We start from the raw sequence: 20,987 nt of genomic DNA, 5'->3' as shown, positions 1-20,987 counted from the left end.
TTATTTATACGTTTACGTGTAGTTTGGCACAAGGAAGACAATTGTATACAGGCGGATGACAACAAGGGGAGAGACTACGAGATGTAGCGCCGAAGGAGCAAGTGGAAACACGAATCTCTCAGGCAAAAGAACTCTTGTTTGACGCGGCTCTGGAGAGCGTTCACGCATGTGAACCACCCACGAGGACACCTATGCATATAGGGAAACTTTCAGGTGAAAGGACAGAGACTACCATATGACAATATGGGGGTCGTCTGTCTTTTTTTATGAACAAGGAGGGAGCATATGTTAAAAAGAACGCCGTTATTTCCTTTGTACGTAGAGCATGGCGCAAAAACGATTGATTTCGGTGGTTGGGAATTGCCGGTGCAGTTTTCAAGCATTAAAGAAGAACATGAGGCAGTAAGAACGAGAGCAGGATTATTTGACGTGTCACATATGGGCGAATTTGAAGTGAAGGGGAAGGATAGTCTTCCTTTTTTACAAAAAATGATGACAAACGATGTTGCCAAATTAACGGACGGTCGCGCCCAATATACGCTCATGTGTTATGAAGATGGCGGAACGGTTGATGATTTGTTGATTTATAAAAAGGCCGACGATCATTATCTCCTTGTAGTGAATGCTGCAAATATTGAAAAAGACTTTGCATGGCTTCAGGAGCATGTGTTTGGTGATGTGGAAGTCGTCAACGTTTCCGACGATATCGCACAATTAGCGCTTCAAGGACCGCTTGCTGAGAAAGTATTACAAACATTAACAGCTACTGATTTGTCTGCAATGAAATTTTTCTCTTTTGCTGATGGTATACGTGTTGCTGGGGTTGAAGCGCTCGTATCGCGGACAGGATATACAGGGGAGGATGGATTTGAGATATATTGTCGGGCAGAAGATGCACAAACCGTTTGGCGCACCATTTTAGAGGCAGGAAGAGAAGAAGGGGTAATTCCGTGCGGACTTGGTGCGCGTGATACGCTTCGCTTTGAAGCATGCTTGCCGCTTTATGGGCAAGAGTTGGCAAGTGACATTACGCCGATTGAAGCCGGGCTTGGATTTGCGGTCAAAACGAATAAAGACGTCGACTTTTTCGGAAAAGAAGTATTGAAAAAACAAAAGGAAGAAGGAACGGCACGCAAGCTCGTCGGTATTGAAATGATTGACAAAGGCATTCCGCGTCACGGATATGCGGTATATGTAAACGGAGAACAAGTTGGGGTCGTGACGACAGGAACGCAATCGCCAACATTGAAAAAAAATATCGGTTTAGCACTGCTTTCAACAACATATACCGCGCTTCATACAGAAGTGGAAGTCGATATTCGCGGAAAACGATTAAAAGCGAAAGTGGTGGCGACACCGTTTTATAAGCGCACAAAATAATGTGAGGAGAGAGAGTCATGCTTCATCGTTATTTGCCAATGACGGAAGAGGATAAACAACAAATGCTACAAACGATCGGGGTACAGTCCATTGATGAACTGTTTGCAGATATCCCTGAAAGCGTCCGTTTTCAAGGGGAGTATAACATTAAGCGAGCCAAATCAGAGCCGGAGTTAATGAAAGAACTCATGGCACTGGCGGCGAAAAACGTCGACATTAAGACGCATCCTTCATTTTTAGGTGCAGGGGTGTACGACCACTACATTCCAACGATCGTTGATCACGTGATTTCACGTTCAGAATTTTATACTGCCTATACACCGTATCAACCGGAAATTTCGCAAGGTGAGCTACAAGCCATTTTTGAATTTCAAACGATGATTTGTGAGCTGACGGGTATGGATGTCGCGAATTCATCGATGTATGATGGCGGAACAGCGCTAGCTGAAGCTGCGTTATTAAGCGCCGCGCATACGAAAAAGAAAAAAGTGTTGTTATCTAGCGCAGTACATCCAGAATATCGCGAGGTTGTGAAAACATACGCCAAAGGTCCGGGGCTAGAAGTGGTAGAAATTCCGTATGAAAACGGTGTGACAAACATTAGAGTGCTACAAGAAGAGATGGATGAAGATGTGGCATGTGTCATCGTACAATATCCGAACTTTTTTGGACAAATTGAACCGTTAAAGGACATTGAGCCAATCGCTCATGCACATAAAGGAATGTTTGTTGTCGCAAGCAATCCGCTTGCTCTAGGAATATTGACACCACCTGGTCAGTTCGGGGCAGACATCGTTGTTGGCGATGCACAAGTCTTTGGCATTCCAACGCAATTTGGCGGTCCGCATTGCGGTTATTTTGCAGTAAAATCGGCGCTCATGCGCAAAATTCCAGGGCGTCTCGTCGGACAAACGACAGATGAAGAAGGACGCCGTGGTTTTGTGTTGACGTTACAAGCGCGCGAACAACACATTCGCCGCGATAAAGCAACATCAAATATTTGCTCTAACCAAGCGTTAAATGCGCTCGCTGCATCGGTAGCCATGACCGCCCTCGGCAAACGTGGCGTCAAAGAAATGGCGACGATGAACATTCAAAAAGCGCACTATGCGAAAGAAGCATTCGTAAACGCTGGTTTTCATGTCGTGTTTTCAGGGCCGTTTTTCAATGAGTTTGTCGTCCGTCTAAACAAACCGGTAGCAGAAGTAAATAAAAAGCTATTGGAGAAAGGAATCATCGGAGGCTATGACCTTGGCCGTGATTATGCGGAACTGCAACATTGTATGTTAATTGCGGTAACGGAATTGCGGGCGAAAGAAGAAATTGACATTATTGTAAAAGAATTGGGGGATTATCATGCATAAAGACCAACCGCTTATTTTTGAGTTAAGCAAGCCGGGACGCATAGGGTACAGCTTGCCCGAGCTAGATGTACCGGCGATCGACGTCGCACAAGTGATTCCAAACGATTACATTCGCCAAGAAGAAGCAGACCTCCCAGAAGTATCAGAGCTTGACATTATGCGCCATTATACAGCGTTATCCAAACGCAATCATGGAGTCGATTCTGGCTTCTATCCGCTTGGGTCTTGTACGATGAAATATAACCCGAAAATAAACGAAAATGTTGCCCGTTTTGCTGGATTTGCCCACATTCATCCGCTTCAGCCGGAAGAAACGGTACAAGGGGCACTTGAATTAATGTATGACTTACAGGAACATTTGAAAGAAATTACCGGTATGGATGCGGTGACGTTGCAACCAGCAGCTGGCGCGCACGGCGAATGGACAGGGCTTATGATGATTCATGCCTATCATGAAGCAAACGGTGATTACAACCGAACGAAAGTCATCGTCCCTGATACAGCCCATGGAACAAACCCTGCTTCAGCAACGGTGGCGGGATTTGAAACGGTCACGGTCAAATCGACAGAAGAAGGGCTCGTTGATTTAGACGATTTACGTCGCGTTGTCGGCCCGGATACAGCAGCACTCATGCTTACAAACCCAAACACGCTCGGATTATTTGAAGAAAACATTTTAGAAATGGCAGAAATCGTGCATGCTGCAGGTGGAAAGTTGTACTATGACGGTGCGAATTTAAACGCGGTGTTAAGTAAAGCAAGACCAGGGGACATGGGCTTTGATGTCGTGCATTTAAACCTTCATAAAACATTTACCGGTCCGCATGGTGGCGGCGGTCCCGGTTCAGGTCCAGTTGGTGTGAAGGCTGAGCTCATTCCATTTTTACCAAAGCCAACAGTCGAAAAAGGAGAAAACGGCTACTATTTCGACTATGACAGACCGCAAGCGATCGGACGTGTGAAGCCGTTTTATGGCAACTTCGGCATTAACGTTCGCGCCTATACGTACATTCGCTCGATGGGTCCAGACGGCTTAAAGGCTGTAACAGAATATGCGGTATTAAACGCAAACTACATGATGCGCCGCTTAGCGGAATATTACGATTTGCCATACAACCGTCATTGCAAACACGAATTTGTCTTGTCAGGCAAGCGACAAAAGAAATTAGGAGTGCGCACGCTTGATATCGCCAAGCGTTTGCTTGATTTCGGATATCATCCGCCGACGATTTACTTCCCGTTGATCGTCGAAGAGTGCATGATGATCGAGCCGACAGAAACCGAGTCTAAAGAAACGCTCGATGCCTTCATTGATGCGATGATTCAAATCGCAAAAGAAGCGGAGGAAACGCCGGAAATCGTTCAAGAAGCGCCTCATACAACGGTTGTGAAACGTCTAGATGAAACAACTGCTGCCCGCAAGCCCATTTTACGCTATCAAAAATAAAGTGCCAAGCATTTTTGCTTGGCACCTTATTTTTTCTTCACTTTTCCTGTCCACATTTTGAAGCCACCTTTTAAGTGGTATAAGTCACGATATCCTTTTCGGTATAGCATTTGGGCAGCGCGGCCGCTGCGGAGTCCGCTTTGGCAATATAAATAAATCGGTTGATCTTTACGCAATTCCTTCATGCGGAAACGAAGCTGTGAAAACGGAATATTGCGCGCCCCTAAAATATGACCAGCAGCATATTCATCTGGTTCACGCACGTCGATGAGTTGTGCTTTTCGGTAGCCGGCCCGAAATTCTTCTTCCGTAAGCGTCGTAACCACTTTCTTTTGGTAAAAGTATGTAATGACCGCGTACACAATAATTGCTCCGAGAATAATAAGAACCGTTGTCATGATGCCCCTCCTTTTTTTCATCGTTGCCACGTCTATTATATAAATGTTTTGGACAAGAAGCAAAGCATTTTCCATTGACTTATGACGTTTGGTACACTATAAAATGATAGAGGAAAGGGTGGGGTAGATGGAAAAAGAAGTATGGCGATTCATTGACTCAGGCAATTGTTCCCCAGCGTTTAACATGGCGCTTGATGAGGCGCTATTGGAATGGCATAGTGAAGGGAAAATTCCACCAACGATCCGTTTTTACGGTTGGAATCCACCGACGCTTTCAATTGGATATTTTCAAAAAGTTGAAAAAGAAATCGATATGGAAGCAGTAAAGACGTATGGACTTGGCTTTGTCAGACGGCCAACAGGTGGACGGGGCGTGCTTCACGATCGAGAGTTGACGTATAGTGTGATTGTGTCAGAGGCGCATCCAGCCATGCCGCAAACGGTGACGGAAGCGTATCGCGTCATTTCGCAAGGCATTTTAGAAGGTTTTCGCTTTTTGGGCCTTGATGCGTATTTTGCTGTACCGAAGACAGAAGAAGAAAAAGCGGATTTGAAAAACCCACGTTCGGCCGTTTGCTTCGATGCTCCTTCTTGGTATGAGCTCGTCGTCGAAGGAAGAAAAGTGGCAGGGAGCGCACAAACGCGACAAAAAGGCGTCATTTTACAGCATGGCTCCATTTTATTGGATTTAGACGAGGAGATGCTGTTTCGTTTGTTTAAATATCCGAATGAGCGAGTTAAAGAGAGATTGCGACAAAATTTTAAACATAAGGCGGTCGCCATCAACGAGTTAACGGGGCGCAACGTGACAATCGATGAGGCGAAAGAAGCATTTTTTAAAGGTTTTGAAAAAGGTTTGAACATTCAGCTTGAGCGGTACGAATTAACCGATGATGAGCTTTCTTACGTTCAGCAATTGGCAAGAAATAAATATGAAACGGATGAATGGAATTTTAAACGATAAATTTTCCTCTTGACAAACAAAAAACACTTGACTTAATTATCAATATGTAGTATGTGTTTTGTAAAAAATCATACTACATATTGATTTTTTTATTGATTCTTGTTGTCGATATATGGTAGTTTAATGTAGTAAGATTATGTTGGTAGAGGAGAGGTAAACATGACGGTTGCGTTTTCTGAAAAAATGATAGTGAATGTGGACAAGTTGAACGAAGACATTCGCCTGTTTCCGCAAGTGCACCCGATTACTCCTGAGATGCACATTACATATAAAGGTGTGTCACGTTTAGTTATGCTCGATCGTTATTCGTTCAAAGATACGGAAAAGTTGACGTTAAGCGTCGGTGATTTTGTCGTTTTGACGGTAAAGGAAGATCCGAAGTTTCCGGCGCGTGGTCTTGGATTTATTGTCGAGCTTGACTGGGAAAAGAAAAAGGCGCATGTACTTGTTGAGGAAGAGTATCGCCATGTGTTGGAAGGAGAAGAGGCGAAAACAGGGATCGTTGTTCGCTCTCTCGATGTCATTGAAAAGCCGTTAGAAATTTATTATGAACAAATTGCGAAGCGGAACGCAACCGGGCTCGCTGCGGTGGAACAAACAGAAGAAAAGCGGCAAGAGTGGTTTGAAAAATTTTATGAACAGCTCGTCAACCTTCATTTTGTTCCAGCTGGTCGCGTATTGTACGGTGCAGGTTCTGGAACAGAAGTGACGTACTTTAACTGTTATGTCATGCCATTTGTGAAAGATTCGCGCGAAGGCATTTCTGAGCATCGCAAACAGGTGATGGAAATCATGAGCCGCGGCGGCGGTGTAGGAACGAACGGTTCTACCCTTCGTCCACGTAACACACTCGCGCGCGGAGTGAACGGAAAATCGTCCGGGTCCGTATCATGGCTTGACGACATCGCAAAATTAACCCATCTTGTCGAACAAGGTGGTAGTCGCAGGGGCGCACAAATGATTATGTTAGCCGATTGGCATCCGGACATTATTGAATTCATCATTTCCAAAATGCAAAATCCGCGCATTTTACGCTATTTACTTGAAAATACGGAAGACGAAGGCATTCAAAAAGCAGCGAAAGAAAAATTAAAATTTACGCCACTTACTGAACAAGAACGCGCAATGTATCAAGGGATTGTTAATTATAAAAACATCCCGGGGTACGGCGGGTTCACGGAAAAAATCATTAAAGATGCGGAAGAAAAGTTGCGCACAGGTGGCACGTATAGCGTCCACAATCCAGACTTTTTAACAGGAGCGAACATTTCTGTTTGTTTAACGAAAGAGTTTATGGAAGCGGTAGAGAAAGATGAAGAGTATGAATTGCGCTTTCCAGATGTTGAGACGTATTCGGAAGAAGAAATGCGCATCTACAACGAAAAATGGCATGAAGTCGGCGATGTGCGCGAATGGGAGAAAATGGGCTATCGCGTTCGTGTTTACCGGAAAATTCGTGCGCGCGAGCTATGGAAACTCATTAACATTTGCGCAACGTATTCTGCCGAACCAGGTATTTTCTTTATCGACAACGCCAACGACATGACGAATGCAAGAGCGTACGGACAAAAAGTTGTTGCAACAAATCCGTGTGGTGAATAGTTTGCCTCACGTAAAAAACTGCGGAATGAAGCAGGAACCCTGAGATGGGAACCTGAACCGAAGGCTGAGCCTAAAAACTCAGTCAGGGGCAACGCATACGGAGTGAACCTGTCTAAAAAGGCAGAATATAATCTCCGCAAGAGGCCGCAGCATTACACACGCTTTTTGCAAGGACGGTGTACTGCCGGATGAATAGGGGATATGCCGGATTTTACAGAGGTTTTTATTTGAGAAGTTCTTATGAATATGCATATGCCAAATATTTAGATTATCATTCAATTCAATGGGGCTACGAGGATCAAGTTTTTGATCTAGGTTATAGGTTATATAAACCAGACTTCTTTATTTACGATAATAATGGGAATGTTTGCAGAATAGTGGAAGTTAAATCAAGGAACAAGAAGGAGATAGAAAAGGCTTTAAATGATTTAACTGAAATTCATCGTAAATATGGCATTGAATGTGAGCTAGTTTCTTATGAGAAACTGCGAGTAATCTATGAACATTTGCCTTTTACGTTGACGGGTACTATCGAAGAATGGATAAATTCAAATGAGACTACTATTAGTAAAGTCGCTTTTGGTAGTTTAAACGGTCATTACAGTATGAAGCATCGAGAGGATACAAAGAAAAAAATTGGTGAACATACAAAGAAATTGTGGGAAACTGATAGCTATGCAAAGCAAAGAATGTTAGAAGGTTTAAGAAAGTCTGGATTATCACAAAAAGGAAAGATTAAAATTCCTAGGGAAAAAAGGGTTTGCAAGAACTGCGGTGACTGCTTCACTGTAATAAAAACTTCATCAAGAAAATTTTGTAGTCAATCTTGTGCTGGGAAGAATGCAATAAAAAAAGCGACTGAAGTGTACGTTAGTAAAAGGGAGATATTACATGTCGAAATAAGAGATTACACTATTCAATGGTCGAAACTAAATAAAGAGATTGTTCTCAATGCTAAGTGGAATAAAGTTAGTACAGTTATTGCCCCATTATTAAATGAAATTCACGATTTGTTTGGAGTAAAGGATCTTAGAGTGATTTCAAAAGCTGTTTTCGGAAAAGATTTAGGGAGAAAAGAACTTCTTAAGTTTATGAAAAGCGTGTGTAATGAAAACGTATGCTGAGCTAACGGGAAATGAACCGTTAGAGCTATCGGATAAAAAGCCGATAGGGTAACATAAGCTGGAACAACCACTCGCACCTTATTCTGTGTGCAATTTAGCCGCGATTAATTTGGCAAATATGGTCGATAAAGAAAAGAAGGTCGTTGATTATGAAAAATTAAAGCGTACGGTTGAAGTTGGCGTCCGTATGCAAGATAACGTGATTGACGCAACCCCGTATTTCCTTGAAGAAAATAAAAAGCAAGCGCTTGGGGAGCGTCGCATCGGTCTTGGCGTCATGGGACTAGCTGACTTACTTATTTATTGTGAAAAAGAGTATGGCTCCGAAGAAGGGAATCAGTTAGTTGATGAGCTGTTTAAAACGATCGCAACAACGGCATATCGGGCGTCGATTGAACTTGCCAAAGAGAAAGGAAGTTTTCCGTTTTTAGTTGGCGAAACAGAAGAAGAAACGATGAAGTTGCGCGAAGCGTTTATTCACACCGGTTATATGAAAAACATGCCGGAAGATATTCGTCAAGATATTTTAAAATACGGTATTCGTAACTCGCATTTATTAACGGTTGCTCCGACCGGGTCCACAGGGACGATGGTTGGCGTGTCCACAGGGCTAGAACCATATTTTTCGTTTTCTTATTATCGAAGTGGTCGTCTTGGTAAGTTTATTGAGGTAAAAGCGGATATCGTCCAAGAATATTTGGACAAACATCCAGAAGCAGATCCAAATCACTTGCCGCATTGGTTTGTGACAGCGATGGATTTATCGCCAGAAGCTCATGCAGACGTGCAATGCATCATCCAACGCTGGGTTGATTCTAGCCTCTCGAAAACAGTGAATGCCCCGCGAGGCTATACGGTGGAGCAAGTACAAAAGGTGTATGAGCGATTATGGCGAGGTGGTGCAAAGGGCGGCACAGTTTATGTCGATGGTAGCCGTGACGCGCAAGTATTGACATTAAAAGCAGAAGAAAATGTGGTCGAGGAGCAGCTTGAATTAATTCCAGAAGAGCCGAAAAAACGAGCGGTGGCGCTTGTTGAAACGATTCCAGATTTGCGTGCAACGGATGTGACGATTGGATCGGAAGTTGGCAACATTTGTCCGGTATGTCGCGAAGGAACAGTTGAAGAAATTGGTGGTTGCAACACATGCACAAGTTGCGGTGCTCAATTAAAATGCGGCTTGTAATGTAAAAAGGGACGGAAAAATCCGTTCCTTTTTCTTTTATGCCGGATAACAAAAATTGCATTTCATCACCTCATAACAATCAACCATACTAACATTGAGGTGATTGGATGAAGCCATTTATTCCACAGCTTGTTTATTTTGAACGTGAGGCGCTTGACTACCCTCTTGGGCGAGAACTAAAGGAAAAATTTCAAAGGATGAATATCGACATTCGCGAAACAACATCCCACAATCAAGTGCGCGGTATCCCAGGGGATACAGAGCTTCAACAATATCGCAATGCCAAATCAACACTCGTTGTCGGCGTCAGGCGTACCTTGAAGTTTGATACGTCCAAGCCATCAGCAGAATACGCCATTCCCCTCGCGACAGGCTGTATGGGTCATTGCCATTACTGTTATTTACAAACGACGCTTGGAAGTAAACCATACATTCGCGTATACGTAAACCTTGATGATATTTTTGCCCAAGCGAAAAAATATATTGACGAGCGTGCTCCAGAAATTACGCGCTTTGAAGCAGCATGTACATCAGATATTGTCGGCATCGACCATTTGACGCATGCGTTAAAAAAAGCGATCGAATTCATTGGAGAGACGGAATACGGTCGGCTTCGTTTTGTCACAAAATATGAACACGTCGACCATTTGCTTGATGCGAAGCATAACGGAAAAACGCGCTTTCGCTTTAGCGTCAATTCCCGTTATGTCATCCAAAACTTTGAACCAGGAACGTCCTCATTTGATGCGCGGCTAGAGGCAGCGCGAAAAGTGGCCCATGCCGGTTATCCGCTCGGTTTTATCGTTGCTCCCATTTACATGCATGACGGGTGGGAAGAAGGGTATTTTGAGCTATTGGAGCGGTTGCATACGCATTTACAAGGCATTGACCTAACGAATTTAACGTTTGAATTAATTCAACATCGCTTCACCAAGCCTGCGAAAGCAGTCATTCAAAAAAGGTACCCGAAAACGAAGCTAGATCTTGATGAGACGAAACGAAAATATAAATGGGGGCGATATGGCATCGGAAAGTATGTATATATAGACGAAGACGCAACACGATTGCATGACACGATCCAATCTTATATTGAACAATTTTTCCCTGAAGCAACAATTGAATATTTTACGTAAATAGTTGTCATGCTTGGTAAACATGTTATAATCATAATGATTGCGATGTTTGTTTAGGAGGGGAACGTATGCCAACACCAAGCATGGAAGATTATATTGAACAAATTTATATATTAATTGAAGAAAAAGGGTACGCCCGTGTATCAGATATTGCCGAAGCGTTATCTGTTCATCCCTCCTCTGTGACAAAAATGGTTCAAAAACTTGATAAAGATGAATATTTAGTATATGAAAAATACAGAGGGCTTGTATTAACGCCAAAAGGTAAAAAAATTGGCAAGCGGCTCGTGTATCGCCATGAACTGCTTGAGCAATTTATGCGTCTTATCGGTGTAGCTGAAGAAAACATTTATCGCGATGTCGAGGGAATTGAACATCATTTAAGCTGGAATGCGATCGATCGCATTGGCGATTTAGTACAATATTTTGAGGAAGACGAATCACGTCTTGAGGCGCTTCGCAACATTCAAAAACAAAACGAGCAAGAACAGGCATAAACGCTTGTTCTTTTTTGTTTTTTTATGCTCAATGTGCTCCTTATTCTCATACATATATGGCGAGGGGGGAGGAGCGTGGAAATCGATGGCGTGTTTTCGGGTGGCGGCGTAAAAGGATTTGCGTTAATTGGGGCATATGAAGCTATTGAAGAAAAAGGATTTCGTTTTAAGCGGCTCGCCGGTACGAGCGCTGGGGCACTCGTTGCTTCGTTTATTGCGGCTGGATTTACAAGTAAAGAAATATTAAACATGATGGAAGAGATGAATTTAACAGATTTTCTTGATGAGCGACAGACGATCATTCCTTATGCCTGGTTAAAATGGCTTCTTCTTTATTGGAAAATGGGGCTTTATAAAGGGGAAAAACTTGAGCAGTGGGTAGCCGAACAGCTTAGTAAAAAAGGGGTGTACACGTTTGCTGATTTGCCCCATGAACGATTGCGTGTTGTCGCTTCGGATTTAACGAACGGAACGATACTTATTTTGCCGGATGATTTACCGAAGTACGGCATTGATCCTCTTCGTTTCCCAGTCGCAAAGGCAGTAAGAATGAGCGTTGGCATTCCTTACTTTTTTGAACCTGTGCGATTAAAGACAGAAGAAGGAAAGCATATTGTCGTAGATGGTGGATTGTTAAGCAATTTTCCTATTTTCTTATTTGACGAAGAGCGAAAAAAAAGACCCGTTCTCGGCATAAAATTGAGCGCAAGGCAAGGACAAAAAGCAAAGAAGAAAATTCATAATGCGATTGAATTGTATGAAGCGTTGTTTCAAACGATGCGCGAGGCACACGATGAACGATATATTTCACGCCGTCATGAAAAAAACATTATTTTTCTTCCTGTAAAACATGTTGTCGCAACAGATTTTTCGATGACAGATGAAGAAAAAAAGAAGCTCATTTCGTTTGGAAAAGAGCGGACGGAACAATTTTTAAAAACATGGACGTATTAAACGTATGAAAGAAAAAAATCGGGTCAAAAAGAGGCCCGATTTTTTTTCTTTCCTTTTTTGCCTTCAATTACTGTTAAATGGGTGGCGTGCTTTTTCTTTAAAGCGTTTGGGCGCGGTTGTTTTTTCGACGTCGGCTTCGTTTTTTGATGGTGGAGTTTTTTCGATTGTTTAACCGCTTTTTGATACGAATGATCGAAACGCTGTCTTTGTATCCATTTGTATATGGCGTAAAAAACAGCTACGATGAGCACGATGATCATCGCTTGTTTCAACAATTGAATTGGATCGTTCCATAAGCGATAAGTAAAACCAAATATAGCGAATACAATAAGCAAAGTAATAAGTGGGAATGGGCGCCGACGCAATCGATCCACCTCCTTTATCGTTACACCACTTCTTCTTGCTGTTTCGTCGCTTCTCCCTCTAATTCGAGCAACCGTTGAAATGATGCGATTGCTACTTCCACTTGATCATCAGTCGGTTCTTTCGTGGTGAGTAGTTGCAACCATAAACCTGGGTAACCGAGCCAGCGTAATACAGGAACATGCCGTAACGCATTCGTTGCTTGAAGTACCTCAAAAGACAACCCGAGTACGACAGGAATGAGCGCTAATCGGTTCAATACTCGCACCCAAAGCGGCTCTGTTGGCACGAACATGTAAACGAATACGCCGATGAGAACGGTGAATAAAATGAAGCTACTACCGCAACGATAATGAAGGCGCGATTGTTGTTGCACATGTTCAACCGTCAGCGGCAAACCATGTTCGTAGGCATTAATTACTTTATGTTCTGCTCCGTGATATTGAAACAGTCGTTTGACAAGTGGTGTGAGCGAAATAAAGTAAATATAACCTAAAAGTAAAAGAAGCTTAAAAAAACCTTCAACGAGAATTTGAGCCATATTTGATGAAAAAATCGGTCTCGTTAACTCGGCTAAAAATACGGGAATAAGTGTGAAAATAAATTTCCCAAATAGAAACGATAAAACACCGATTAGCGCAACGCCTAAAATCATCGTCCATTTAGACGGCGCTTCCGCTTGCAAAGTTTCGTCTTCATGTGGATCAAGATCATATCTCTCACTTGAAAACTGCAAATGTTTTGACCCGTTTGCGCTTGCTTGAATAATCGCAAAAATGCCGCGAAGAAACGGAATTTTTTTCAATGAAGCAAGCGTCTTGTTTGTTTGGCGCGGAACGTGAAAATATTCTATCGACCCGTCTTTTCGACGAATAGCTGTGACGGAATGATTGCGCCCTGCAAACATCACACCTTCAATGACTGCTTGCCCGCCGTATGCGTTTTTGTTCATGAGAAGACACCAACCTATTTTCTTTTTTCTTATATTCTACAAGAAAACGATAAAAACCTCTAGGTCGATGTATCGTTTGTATTCGTATTGTTGCCAAAAATGAGAAACAATACACATGAGATCTAACATTTTGGACAAGATAAAAACGGAGGTGATTGCTGTGCAAACAAAAACGAAACAGGACGCACAACTCGAACAAAACAAAAGGGAAAAGCCAATGCCTGTGTTAGCAAAAGTCGCATTGATCGGTTTTATTGGAGGTGTGTTTTGGAGCTTTCTCGCATATTGTGCTTATTTTTTTCATTTTACAGAAGTGGCGCCAAATTTCATTTTGCAGCCATGGGCAGTCGGTGATTGGAAAAACGGGGCGCTCGGTCAGACGATCGCCGTGTTGTGTATCGGATTCGCTTCCGTCATCGCTGCATTCGCATATTACGCTTTTTTTAAAAATAAGCAAGGCATTTGGCCAGGCATCGCTTTCGGTCTCGCACTATGGGTTCTCGTATTTTACGTACTAAATCCCATATTCCCTCAATTAAAAGCTGTTCCGCAACTTGAACGAAACACCGTTGTAACAATGGTATGCTTTTACATTTTATATGGTGTATTCATCGGATATTCCATTTCTTTTGAAGTGGCGGAGATGAGGCGACAAAAACAGGCTCATGTGGTAAAATAACCTCATATATGTTACAAGCAAAGGGGGGAGAGGGGGAATGATTCGATTCCTCCTTTTAAACGGTCCAAACTTAAACCGTCTCGGCATGAGAGAGCCGCACATTTACGGACATACGACACTTGCGCAACTAGAAAAACAGTTAACGGAATTTGCAGGTGAATACGGGGCGGAATTAACGTGTTATCAAAGCAATTATGAAGGGGCGTTAATTGACCAAATTCATCGGGCGGAATCGTTATATGACGGCATTATTTTTAATCCAGGAGCGTTTACGCATTATAGCTACGCTTTGCGCGACGCTATTGCGAGCGTGAAAACGCCCGTTATTGAAGTACATATTTCAAACATTCATGCGCGGGAGCCGTTTCGCCACCACTCTGTCATCGCTCCTGTGACGGCGGGACAAATTGTCGGACTTGGTGTGAACGGATACCGATTGGCGATTTTAGCGTTGCTCGATATGGTTGAAGGGAAGGGGAAATCATAGTGGAACAATTGAAAAAACTTCGTGAACAATTTTCAGCGTATGGGATTGACGGTTTTCTTATTACAAACGAATATAACCGTCGCTATATGACAAATTTTACAGGCACAGCAGGCGTTGCTTTAATTAGCGAAACAGATGCGGTATTTATTACGGACTTTCGCTATGTCGAACAGGCGACGCGACAAATTGAAGGATATGAAATTGTCCAACATACGCAAACGCTTATTGAAGAAGTAGCAAAACAAGTGGACCGATTAGGCATCAAAAAGCTTGGTTTTGAACAAGATGACATGTCGTATGCGACGTTTTCATCATATGCGAAAACAGTAAAAGCAACGCTCGTTCCCGTTTCCGGTGCGGTTGAAAAGTTACGCTTGATTAAGTCGGAAGCAGAGATTAAGATATTAAAGGAAGCAGCCGAGATTGCCGATGCCGCCTTTCGTCATATTCTTGATTTTATTCGCCCGGGTGTGCGCGAAATGGACGTGGCGAATGAGCTAGAGTTTTTTATGCGCAAACAAGGGGCAACGAGTTCATCGTTCGATATTATCGTTGCATCTGGTGTGCGTTCAGCGTTGCCTCATGGGGTGGCAACAAATAAAGTCATTGAAAAAGGCGAGCTCGTCACGCTTGATTTTGGCGCATATTACAATGGGTATTGCTCGGACATTACGAGAACGATCGCAGTTGGGGATGTAAGCGACGAGCTAAAGCGTATATATGACGTCGTGTTGCAAGCGCAGCTTCGCGGTGTTGAACATATTCGTCCAGGGATGACAGGCCGAGAGGCAGATGCGCTTACGCGCGATTACATTTCTGCTTGCGGATTCGGTGAATATTTTGGTCATTCAACAGGCCATGGGCTCGGCATGGAAGTACATGAAATGCCGGCGCTGTCGATGCGTTCGGATACCGTGCTAGAGCCGGGGATGGTTGTGACGGTTGAACCGGGTATTTACATAGCGGGATTAGGCGGTGTTCGCATTGAAGATGACATCGTCATTACAGAAAACGGCAATGAACGGCTCACTCTTTCGCCAAAAGAACTGATCATTTTATAGACGGTAGGAGGAAATGAACATGATTTCAGTAAACGATTTTCGCACAGGTTTAACGATTGAAGTAGATGGTGACATTTGGCGTGTCATCGAGTTCCAACACGTCAAGCCAGGAAAAGGAGCTGCGTTCGTTCGTTCTAAACTTCGTAACTTGCGTACAGGAGCGATCCAAGAGAAAACATTCCGCGCAGGTGAGAAAGTAAGCAAAGCACAAATTGACAATCGCAAAATGCAATATTTATATGCAAACGGCGATCAGCACGTGTTCATGGATATGGAATCATATGAGCAAATTGAGCTTCCGGCTAAACAAATTGAGCACGAATTGAAGTTTTTAAAAGAAAACATGGAAGTGTTCATTATGATGTACCAAGGCGAAACGATTGGTGTCGAATTGCCAAACACAGTTGAATTAAAAGTCGTTGAAACAGAGCCAGGCATTAAAGGAGACACCGCATCAGGTGGCTCAAAACCAGCGACATTAGAAACAGGTCTTGTCGTTCAAGTGCCATTCTTCGTCAACGAAGGCGATGTGTTAATTATTAATACAACAGACGGCACATACGTATCACGTGCATAATAAAAAGAATCGTCCTGCGAAAAAGCAGGGCGATTTTTTATTTGTACATCCCCCACAAATTTTTCTTTCTATACTTCTGAATCGTCCCATTTCTGCATACGTTGTACTAGCACCGTTGTACGAGGAGGATGCAATGAAAATTGATGCAGCTGTTTGGACGATGGCGGGTTTACGGTTTTTATCTGCGGCGATTGAATTAAGTGCAGCAATTGTTATGTTGTCGCTTAATGATGTAAAAAAGGCGATTGCGGTCAATACATTGCTTGCGGTTGTCGGTCCGACCATTTTTTTCGTTGTTATGATGGTTGGGCTTGTTGCGGTAGCAAATGAATTATCTTTATTTAAATTCATATGGATCGGCGCTGGGGTTGTATGTATATTGGTAGGTATTTATGTCGTGAAATGAGGGGGGAGAGGATGAAAGTAGTGTTCGATATGTTGCCTAAGGCGCTCGTTGATGCGATCCAACTGTTGCCAGTTGCTGTGCAGATTAACACGATCGAGGAAATTCGTATCCGTATTCATCGACCGCTTGAAATTATCGCGAGCGGGAGGTCGTACATATGTCCACATGTCGTACAAATGGAAGAAGGGATGGAACTATTGAATAAATTAAGCCAATACTCTCTTTATGCGATCGAAGAAGAATTAAAAAAAGGGTACATTACCATTCAAGGCGGACACCGGGTCGGTTTAGCTGGAAAAGTGATTACAGACGGTGGAAAAGTTAAGGCGATTCGGCAAGTGACGTCGTTTAACATTCGCATAGCTCGGCAACAGATTGGTATCGCTTCCCCCCTTCTTCCTTATTTGTATGATCGTCGATGGCTTAATACGATCATCATTGGCGCTCCACAAACAGGAAAAACAACGCTACTGCGTGACATTGCTCGGATCATCAGCACAGGGGTAACAGAGAAGCATATTGCCCCGAGAAAAGTCGGTATCGTCGATGAACGTTCAGAAATTGCTGGTTGTGTCAAAGGTATCCCACAATTTACATTCGGTTATCGCATCGATGTGCTCGATGCGTGTCCAAAGGCAGAGGGGATGATGATGATGATTCGTTCCATGAGCCCGGACGTTCTTGTTGTTGATGAAATTGGGAGCGAAGCAGATTGTATCGCGATTTTAGAAGCGGTTCATGCAGGAGTGGGCTTATTTATGACAGCGCACGGTCGGCATATAGACGATATAATGAAGCGCCCGTCATTGCGCCCGATTATGGAACAAGCTGTGTTTGAGCGCTTTGTGGAATTAACAAATGTCGGTCTCCCTGGAACGATTCAAGCGATTCGCGATCGTAGCGGGCGCGATATATATCGAAAGATGAGCGTGATGTAAATGAAATGGATTGGAGCAATATGCATTATATTAGCGACAACATGGTCAGGGTTTGAAGCGTCTCGCCTGTTGCGTGAGCGTACAAGGCAATTACGCCAATTAAAAATGGCGTTGCAATCGCTTGAGGCGGAAATTATGTACGGACATACGCCGTTAACGGAAGCGGCTGTACGGCTTTCACAACAACTATCACGACCATTGTCATGGTTATTTGAAACATTTGCACAAAAGTTACAAGAAGGAACGATGAGCGCCCGTCAAGCATGGGAAGAAAGTTTACAGGAAGTATGGAAAATGACTGCATTGAAAGAAGGCGAGCTCGAAATTATGAGACAGTTTGGCGAGACGCTCGGACAATACGATCATGAAATTCAACAAAATTATATTCGTTTAACGATGGTTCATTTAGAGAGAGAAGAAGGGGATGCGATTGAAAAACAACAACGCTACGAAAAAATGATGAAAAGTTTAGGCGTATTAACGGGCATTCTCATCGTGCTTTTACTCATATAGAGGAGGACATTCAAAATGGGTGTTGACGTCGATTTAATTTTCCGCATTGCTGGAGTAGGCATAGTCGTTGCGCTGTTGCATACGATTTTAGAAGGATTCGGAAAAAAGGAATATGCTCAATGGGTGACATTATTAGGTTTTATTTACATTTTGTTTTTAGTCATTTCGATCGTTCAAGATTTATTTCAAAAAATTAAATCGGTTTTTTTGTTTCAAAGTTAGGAGGGAATACCCATTGATATTTTACAAATTGTCGGGCTTGGATTAATTGCGACGTTTTTAGTAACGATTTTAAACGAACATAAATCGAACATTTCTCTTTTGTTGACCGTATTTGTCGGGACCGTTATTTTTTTATTTTTACTTGATCGCATCCAAGATATTTTTCGCATGGTTCAGACGTTAGCGAACGAAGCGCGCGTTCAAACCGTATACGTCGAGACGATTTTAAAAATTATCGGTATCGCTTACATTGCTGAATTTGGCGCGCAAATTTCAAAAGATGCCGGACAAGGGGCGATTGCTGGAAAAATTGAACTTGGTGGAAAAATTTTAATTTTAGCGATGGCCATTCCGATTTTGACTGCTCTCATTGAAACGATTTTAAGTTTTCTTCCGATGAAGGGGTGATGACATGAGGCGCGCTCCAATTTTATTTTTCTTTCTCTTTTTTTTCTTGCCTTGTATTGTACAAGCATCACCAACGACGAATGAGCTAGTGAAACAACAAGCAGAACAAGTGGGCGTAGAGTCGATTAAACAATATTGGGACGATATTGTTCAACAGTACGGGGGGCTGTTGCCAGAAAGTCAAAAAGGTTCTTTTTGGCAGTTTATAAATGGGGAGAAAGAGCTGTCGCTAAGCGAATGGTTGCGAGTGTTTCTGAAATTTTTATTGTACGAACTTATGGCAAACGGAAAATTGCTTGGCACGCTTATTTTATTGACGGTGTTTAGCCTGTTTTTACAGTCGCTACAAAACGCTTTTTCACATCATGCCGTCAGCAAAGTCGCACATGCGGTTGTTTATATGGTACTTATAATTATCGCGTTAAATAGTTTTCATGTTGCTGTGACATACGCAAAAGAAGCTATTCAGACGATGACAAGTTTTATGATCGCTCTTTTGCCCATTTTACTTGCGCTTATGGCGTCGTCAGGTGGCATTGTATCTGTAGCTTTTTTTCATCCGATCGTTTTATTTTTTATGAATATGACAGGAACGATAATCGAACACTTTTCGTTGCCCCTTCTATTTTTAGCGACAATTTTAAGCATTGTCAGTTTGTTGAGTGAACATTATAAAGCGACGAAATTAGCAGATTTATTGCGCAACATTAGCATCGGTTCGCTCGGTATGATGCTTACCATTTTTTTTGGCGTGCTGTCTGTCAAGGGTACTACGACAGCAATTGCGGATGGGATTGCCATACGAGCAGCGAAATTTGTGACAGGAAACTTTATACCCATTATTGGGCGAATGTTTACCGATGCGGCAGACACAGTCGTAACGGCTTCTGTCTTATTAAAAAATACAGTCGGTTTGTTTGGTGTTGTGTTACTGCTTCTTATCGCAGCGTTTCCAGCGATCAAAATTTTAGTCATCGCTCTTATTTATCAGCTAGCTGCAGCGATATTACAACCGTTAGGTGGAGGCATCGTCATTTCCTGCTTGAGCGTGATGAGTAAAAGCATCATGTATGTGCTCGTGGCGCTCATGATCGTATCGCTTATGTTTTTCTTAAGTATGACCGTTATCATTGCAGCAGGAAATTTAACGATGATGGTTCGTTGAGAGGAGAATGAGACTGTGGGATTATTGACTGAATGGATTTCGCACATCATTACATTTATTTTGCTCGCTGTCGTTATTGAACTAATCCTGCCAAACGGTTCATTTCAAAAGTATGTCAAAATGGTCGTCGGTTTGTTATTTATTTTCATCTTGTTTTCTCCGCTTTTTCGGTTATTTCATGAAGATGTAGATACGTGGCTTGCTTCCATTCAGCAACAACCAAACGAAACGTTTGAAAATGACATAGAAAAAAAGAAAAAAGAAATACAAGCCTCACAACGTGCATATATTTTAGAACAAATGGCTGTCCAGCTGAAAAACATAGCGGCTGAGGAGTTGATGCGCACATATGGTTTAATCGTTACGGACATTTCATTCACGATTGGGGAGTCGGAACAAAATCCCCCTCCGATTGAGTCAATTACGGTCGAGTTAGCCGAGGAAGCAGCTTCTGTCGTAAAGCCGATTCGCATTCAATCGACGACGCCACCAACAGATCAACACGATGACATCGCACGCTTTTTAGCCAACATGTGGGAAGTAGACCCGCAAATGATTACCATTCATCTCGAGAGGAGGGAGTAAGGAGGGGTGAAACAATGGATTGAAAAAAACGGTCTTATTGCGCTTACTTTAGTAGTTGGCTTGTCCTTTATGCTGTTTGGCAACGTGTTCAAATTTCCATCGTCAAAAGAAGTGCCGCAGGAACGAGCTGAAACAGTATTTCGTCAAACCGATGAAGAGAAAAAACTCAAACAAATTGCAGATTACGAAGAACGGTATGAACAGCAATTAAAGGAAGCGCTTGAAGCCATTGTTGGAGTAGGCGAAGTGAAAGTGATCGTCAATGTCGATGCTACAGAACAAAACGTACTTGAAAAAAATGCTACCGTTCAGAAAAAGCGAACGATAGAGGAAGATAAAGAAGGCGGGAAGCGTCAAATTGAAGATGAGGCAACAGATGAAAAAATCGTCATCGTGCGAAAAGGAGACGAAGAGAAGCCGCTTATTTTACAAACGAAAAAACCTGAAATTCGTGGAGTGCTTGTCGTTGCTAAAGGAGCCGATCAAGTGCAAGTGAAAAAATGGATTGTAGAAGCGGTGACGAGAACGTTAAACGTTCCGAGCCATCGCGTTGCTGTTTTACCAAAAAAATAAGGGGGAACA

23 protein-coding genes, 2 pseudogenes and 1 riboswitch are annotated in these 20,987 nt (G+C 42.8%); of the genes and pseudogenes, 22 read left to right on the top strand and 3 right to left on the bottom strand.

Going from position 1 to position 20,987, the window contains the following annotated elements:
- Window positions 1–55 precede the first annotated feature (55 nt).
- Window positions 56–144: riboswitch (glycine riboswitch) on the top strand.
- A 141-nt stretch (window positions 145–285) separates the two neighbouring features.
- Genes gcvT through gcvPB form a run of 3 tightly spaced genes read left to right on the top strand, consistent with a single transcriptional unit; the run spans window position 286 to window position 4,191 of the window.
- The gene (gcvT, locus tag V7Z64_RS02500; RefSeq protein WP_003394073.1) at window positions 286–1,380 is read left to right on the top strand and encodes a glycine cleavage system aminomethyltransferase GcvT; all 1,095 of its coding nucleotides are present in this window, start codon (window positions 286–288) and stop codon (window positions 1,378–1,380) included.
- Between the two features lie 17 nt (window positions 1,381–1,397).
- Entirely contained in the window at window positions 1,398–2,744 is a 1,347-nt protein-coding gene (gene gcvPA, locus V7Z64_RS02495) for an aminomethyl-transferring glycine dehydrogenase subunit GcvPA (RefSeq protein ID WP_297991913.1), read from the top strand.
- The gene (gene gcvPB / locus V7Z64_RS02490) at window positions 2,737–4,191 is read left to right on the top strand and encodes an aminomethyl-transferring glycine dehydrogenase subunit GcvPB (protein WP_442885000.1); all 1,455 of its coding nucleotides are present in this window, start codon (window positions 2,737–2,739) and stop codon (window positions 4,189–4,191) included. Before gcvPA ends, gcvPB begins: the two co-directional genes overlap by 8 nt.
- A 26-nt stretch (window positions 4,192–4,217) precedes the next feature.
- On the opposite strand, the gene V7Z64_RS02485 is transcribed toward gcvPB, so the two are convergent.
- Window positions 4,218–4,589: a rhodanese-like domain-containing protein gene (locus V7Z64_RS02485; RefSeq protein ID WP_003394080.1), complete on the bottom strand. Its 372-nt coding sequence runs from the start codon at window positions 4,587–4,589 to the stop codon at window positions 4,218–4,220.
- A 127-nt stretch (window positions 4,590–4,716) separates the two neighbouring features.
- Here V7Z64_RS02485 and V7Z64_RS02480 point away from each other — a divergent pair, with 127 nt between their 5' ends.
- The 7 genes and pseudogenes from V7Z64_RS02480 to V7Z64_RS02450 all read left to right on the top strand — a co-directional run bounded on the left by V7Z64_RS02480 (window position 4,717) and on the right by V7Z64_RS02450 (window position 12,049).
- Complete coding sequence (locus V7Z64_RS02480) at window positions 4,717–5,553, top strand: lipoate--protein ligase family protein (protein WP_091700597.1); 837 nt, start codon at window positions 4,717–4,719, stop codon at window positions 5,551–5,553.
- Window positions 5,554–5,712: 159 nt separating this feature from the next.
- Window positions 5,713–7,152: pseudogene (locus V7Z64_RS02475) on the top strand (vitamin B12-dependent ribonucleotide reductase); the annotation flags it as partial.
- Window positions 7,153–7,382: 230 nt separating this feature from the next.
- Window positions 7,383–8,279, top strand: coding sequence for a restriction endonuclease (locus V7Z64_RS02470; RefSeq protein ID WP_297991918.1), 897 nt, complete (start codon window positions 7,383–7,385; stop codon window positions 8,277–8,279).
- 61 nt (window positions 8,280–8,340) lie between these two features.
- Window positions 8,341–9,465 (top strand): annotated as a pseudogene (locus V7Z64_RS02465) (vitamin B12-dependent ribonucleotide reductase); the annotation flags it as partial.
- Between the two features lie 107 nt (window positions 9,466–9,572).
- Complete coding sequence (gene splB, locus V7Z64_RS02460; protein WP_297991922.1) at window positions 9,573–10,598, top strand: spore photoproduct lyase; 1,026 nt, start codon at window positions 9,573–9,575, stop codon at window positions 10,596–10,598.
- A 68-nt stretch (window positions 10,599–10,666) separates the two neighbouring features.
- A complete protein-coding gene (gene mntR, locus V7Z64_RS02455; RefSeq protein WP_003394093.1) occupies window positions 10,667–11,095 on the top strand; it encodes a transcriptional regulator MntR in 429 nt (142 codons plus the stop codon).
- Between the two features lie 75 nt (window positions 11,096–11,170).
- Entirely contained in the window at window positions 11,171–12,049 is an 879-nt protein-coding gene (locus V7Z64_RS02450; protein ID WP_334109297.1) for a patatin-like phospholipase family protein, read from the top strand.
- Window positions 12,050–12,072: 23 nt separating this feature from the next.
- Here V7Z64_RS02450 and V7Z64_RS02445 read toward each other — a convergent pair whose 3' ends face one another.
- Window positions 12,073–12,414: an SA1362 family protein gene (locus V7Z64_RS02445; RefSeq protein ID WP_297991928.1), complete on the bottom strand. Its 342-nt coding sequence runs from the start codon at window positions 12,412–12,414 to the stop codon at window positions 12,073–12,075.
- A gap of 20 nt (window positions 12,415–12,434) precedes the next feature.
- Entirely contained in the window at window positions 12,435–13,364 is a 930-nt protein-coding gene (locus V7Z64_RS02440; protein ID WP_297991930.1) for a DUF1385 domain-containing protein, read from the bottom strand.
- Window positions 13,365–13,479: 115 nt separating this feature from the next.
- On the opposite strand from V7Z64_RS02440, the gene V7Z64_RS02435 reads away from it, so the two are divergent.
- From V7Z64_RS02435 to spoIIIAG, 12 genes are all read left to right on the top strand, one after another.
- Window positions 13,480–14,043 (top strand): YqhR family membrane protein, encoded by a 564-nt coding sequence (locus tag V7Z64_RS02435; protein WP_297991933.1) that lies wholly within the window; start codon window positions 13,480–13,482, stop codon window positions 14,041–14,043.
- Between the two features lie 37 nt (window positions 14,044–14,080).
- Window positions 14,081–14,530 (top strand): type II 3-dehydroquinate dehydratase, encoded by a 450-nt coding sequence (aroQ, locus tag V7Z64_RS02430; RefSeq protein WP_297991936.1) that lies wholly within the window; start codon window positions 14,081–14,083, stop codon window positions 14,528–14,530.
- A complete protein-coding gene (locus V7Z64_RS02425) occupies window positions 14,530–15,591 on the top strand; it encodes a M24 family metallopeptidase (protein ID WP_297991939.1) in 1,062 nt (353 codons plus the stop codon). Before aroQ ends, V7Z64_RS02425 begins: the two co-directional genes overlap by 1 nt.
- Before the next feature lie 19 nt (window positions 15,592–15,610).
- Window positions 15,611–16,168 carry an elongation factor P gene (efp, locus tag V7Z64_RS02420; protein ID WP_003394108.1) on the top strand — a complete coding sequence of 186 codons (558 nt, stop codon included), beginning with the start codon at window positions 15,611–15,613 and terminating at the stop codon, window positions 16,166–16,168.
- Between the two features lie 133 nt (window positions 16,169–16,301).
- Entirely contained in the window at window positions 16,302–16,574 is a 273-nt protein-coding gene (locus tag V7Z64_RS02415) for a YqhV family protein (RefSeq protein ID WP_003394110.1), read from the top strand.
- A gap of 11 nt (window positions 16,575–16,585) precedes the next feature.
- Entirely contained in the window at window positions 16,586–17,512 is a 927-nt protein-coding gene (gene spoIIIAA / locus V7Z64_RS02410; protein ID WP_297991943.1) for a stage III sporulation protein AA, read from the top strand.
- A complete protein-coding gene (spoIIIAB, locus tag V7Z64_RS02405; RefSeq protein ID WP_297991945.1) occupies window positions 17,513–18,025 on the top strand; it encodes a stage III sporulation protein SpoIIIAB in 513 nt (170 codons plus the stop codon).
- Window positions 18,026–18,040: 15 nt separating this feature from the next.
- A complete protein-coding gene (gene spoIIIAC, locus V7Z64_RS02400) occupies window positions 18,041–18,247 on the top strand; it encodes a stage III sporulation protein AC (RefSeq protein ID WP_003394116.1) in 207 nt (68 codons plus the stop codon).
- A gap of 6 nt (window positions 18,248–18,253) precedes the next feature.
- Window positions 18,254–18,655: a stage III sporulation protein AD gene (gene spoIIIAD / locus V7Z64_RS02395; RefSeq protein WP_171335196.1), complete on the top strand. Its 402-nt coding sequence runs from the start codon at window positions 18,254–18,256 to the stop codon at window positions 18,653–18,655.
- Window positions 18,656–18,659: 4 nt separating this feature from the next.
- Window positions 18,660–19,820, top strand: a complete 1,161-nt coding sequence (gene spoIIIAE / locus V7Z64_RS02390) for a stage III sporulation protein AE (RefSeq protein WP_297991949.1) — start codon at window positions 18,660–18,662, stop codon at window positions 19,818–19,820.
- 15 nt (window positions 19,821–19,835) lie between these two features.
- Window positions 19,836–20,405 (top strand): stage III sporulation protein AF, encoded by a 570-nt coding sequence (gene spoIIIAF / locus V7Z64_RS02385; protein ID WP_297991951.1) that lies wholly within the window; start codon window positions 19,836–19,838, stop codon window positions 20,403–20,405.
- A 6-nt stretch (window positions 20,406–20,411) separates the two neighbouring features.
- Entirely contained in the window at window positions 20,412–20,978 is a 567-nt protein-coding gene (gene spoIIIAG / locus V7Z64_RS02380) for a stage III sporulation protein AG (protein ID WP_003394126.1), read from the top strand.
- Window positions 20,979–20,987 lie beyond the last annotated feature (9 nt).

Origin of the sequence: Anoxybacillus sp. (assembly GCF_036834105.1) — a bacterium.
GTDB lineage: Bacteria > Bacillota > Bacilli > Bacillales > Anoxybacillaceae > Anoxybacillus.
This window is presented reverse-complemented; position numbering and strand designations above follow the sequence as displayed.

Coding starts and splice junctions, on each gene's coding strand:
- gcvT (WP_003394073.1), top strand. CDS start 286: ATGTTAAAAAGAACGCCGTTATTTCCTTTGTACGTAGAGCATGGCGCA.
- gcvPA (WP_297991913.1), top strand. CDS start 1,398: ATGCTTCATCGTTATTTGCCAATGACGGAAGAGGATAAACAACAAATG.
- gcvPB (WP_442885000.1), top strand. CDS start 2,737: ATGCATAAAGACCAACCGCTTATTTTTGAGTTAAGCAAGCCGGGACGC.
- V7Z64_RS02485 (WP_003394080.1), bottom strand. CDS start 4,589: ATGACAACGGTTCTTATTATTCTCGGAGCAATTATTGTGTACGCGGTC.
- V7Z64_RS02480 (WP_091700597.1), top strand. CDS start 4,717: ATGGAAAAAGAAGTATGGCGATTCATTGACTCAGGCAATTGTTCCCCA.
- splB (WP_297991922.1), top strand. CDS start 9,573: ATGAAGCCATTTATTCCACAGCTTGTTTATTTTGAACGTGAGGCGCTT.
- mntR (WP_003394093.1), top strand. CDS start 10,667: ATGCCAACACCAAGCATGGAAGATTATATTGAACAAATTTATATATTA.
- V7Z64_RS02440 (WP_297991930.1), bottom strand. CDS start 13,364: ATGAACAAAAACGCATACGGCGGGCAAGCAGTCATTGAAGGTGTGATG.
- V7Z64_RS02435 (WP_297991933.1), top strand. CDS start 13,480: ATGAGATCTAACATTTTGGACAAGATAAAAACGGAGGTGATTGCTGTG.
- aroQ (WP_297991936.1), top strand. CDS start 14,081: ATGATTCGATTCCTCCTTTTAAACGGTCCAAACTTAAACCGTCTCGGC.
- efp (WP_003394108.1), top strand. CDS start 15,611: ATGATTTCAGTAAACGATTTTCGCACAGGTTTAACGATTGAAGTAGAT.
- V7Z64_RS02415 (WP_003394110.1), top strand. CDS start 16,302: ATGAAAATTGATGCAGCTGTTTGGACGATGGCGGGTTTACGGTTTTTA.
- spoIIIAA (WP_297991943.1), top strand. CDS start 16,586: ATGAAAGTAGTGTTCGATATGTTGCCTAAGGCGCTCGTTGATGCGATC.
- spoIIIAB (WP_297991945.1), top strand. CDS start 17,513: ATGAAATGGATTGGAGCAATATGCATTATATTAGCGACAACATGGTCA.
- spoIIIAC (WP_003394116.1), top strand. CDS start 18,041: ATGGGTGTTGACGTCGATTTAATTTTCCGCATTGCTGGAGTAGGCATA.
- spoIIIAE (WP_297991949.1), top strand. CDS start 18,660: ATGAGGCGCGCTCCAATTTTATTTTTCTTTCTCTTTTTTTTCTTGCCT.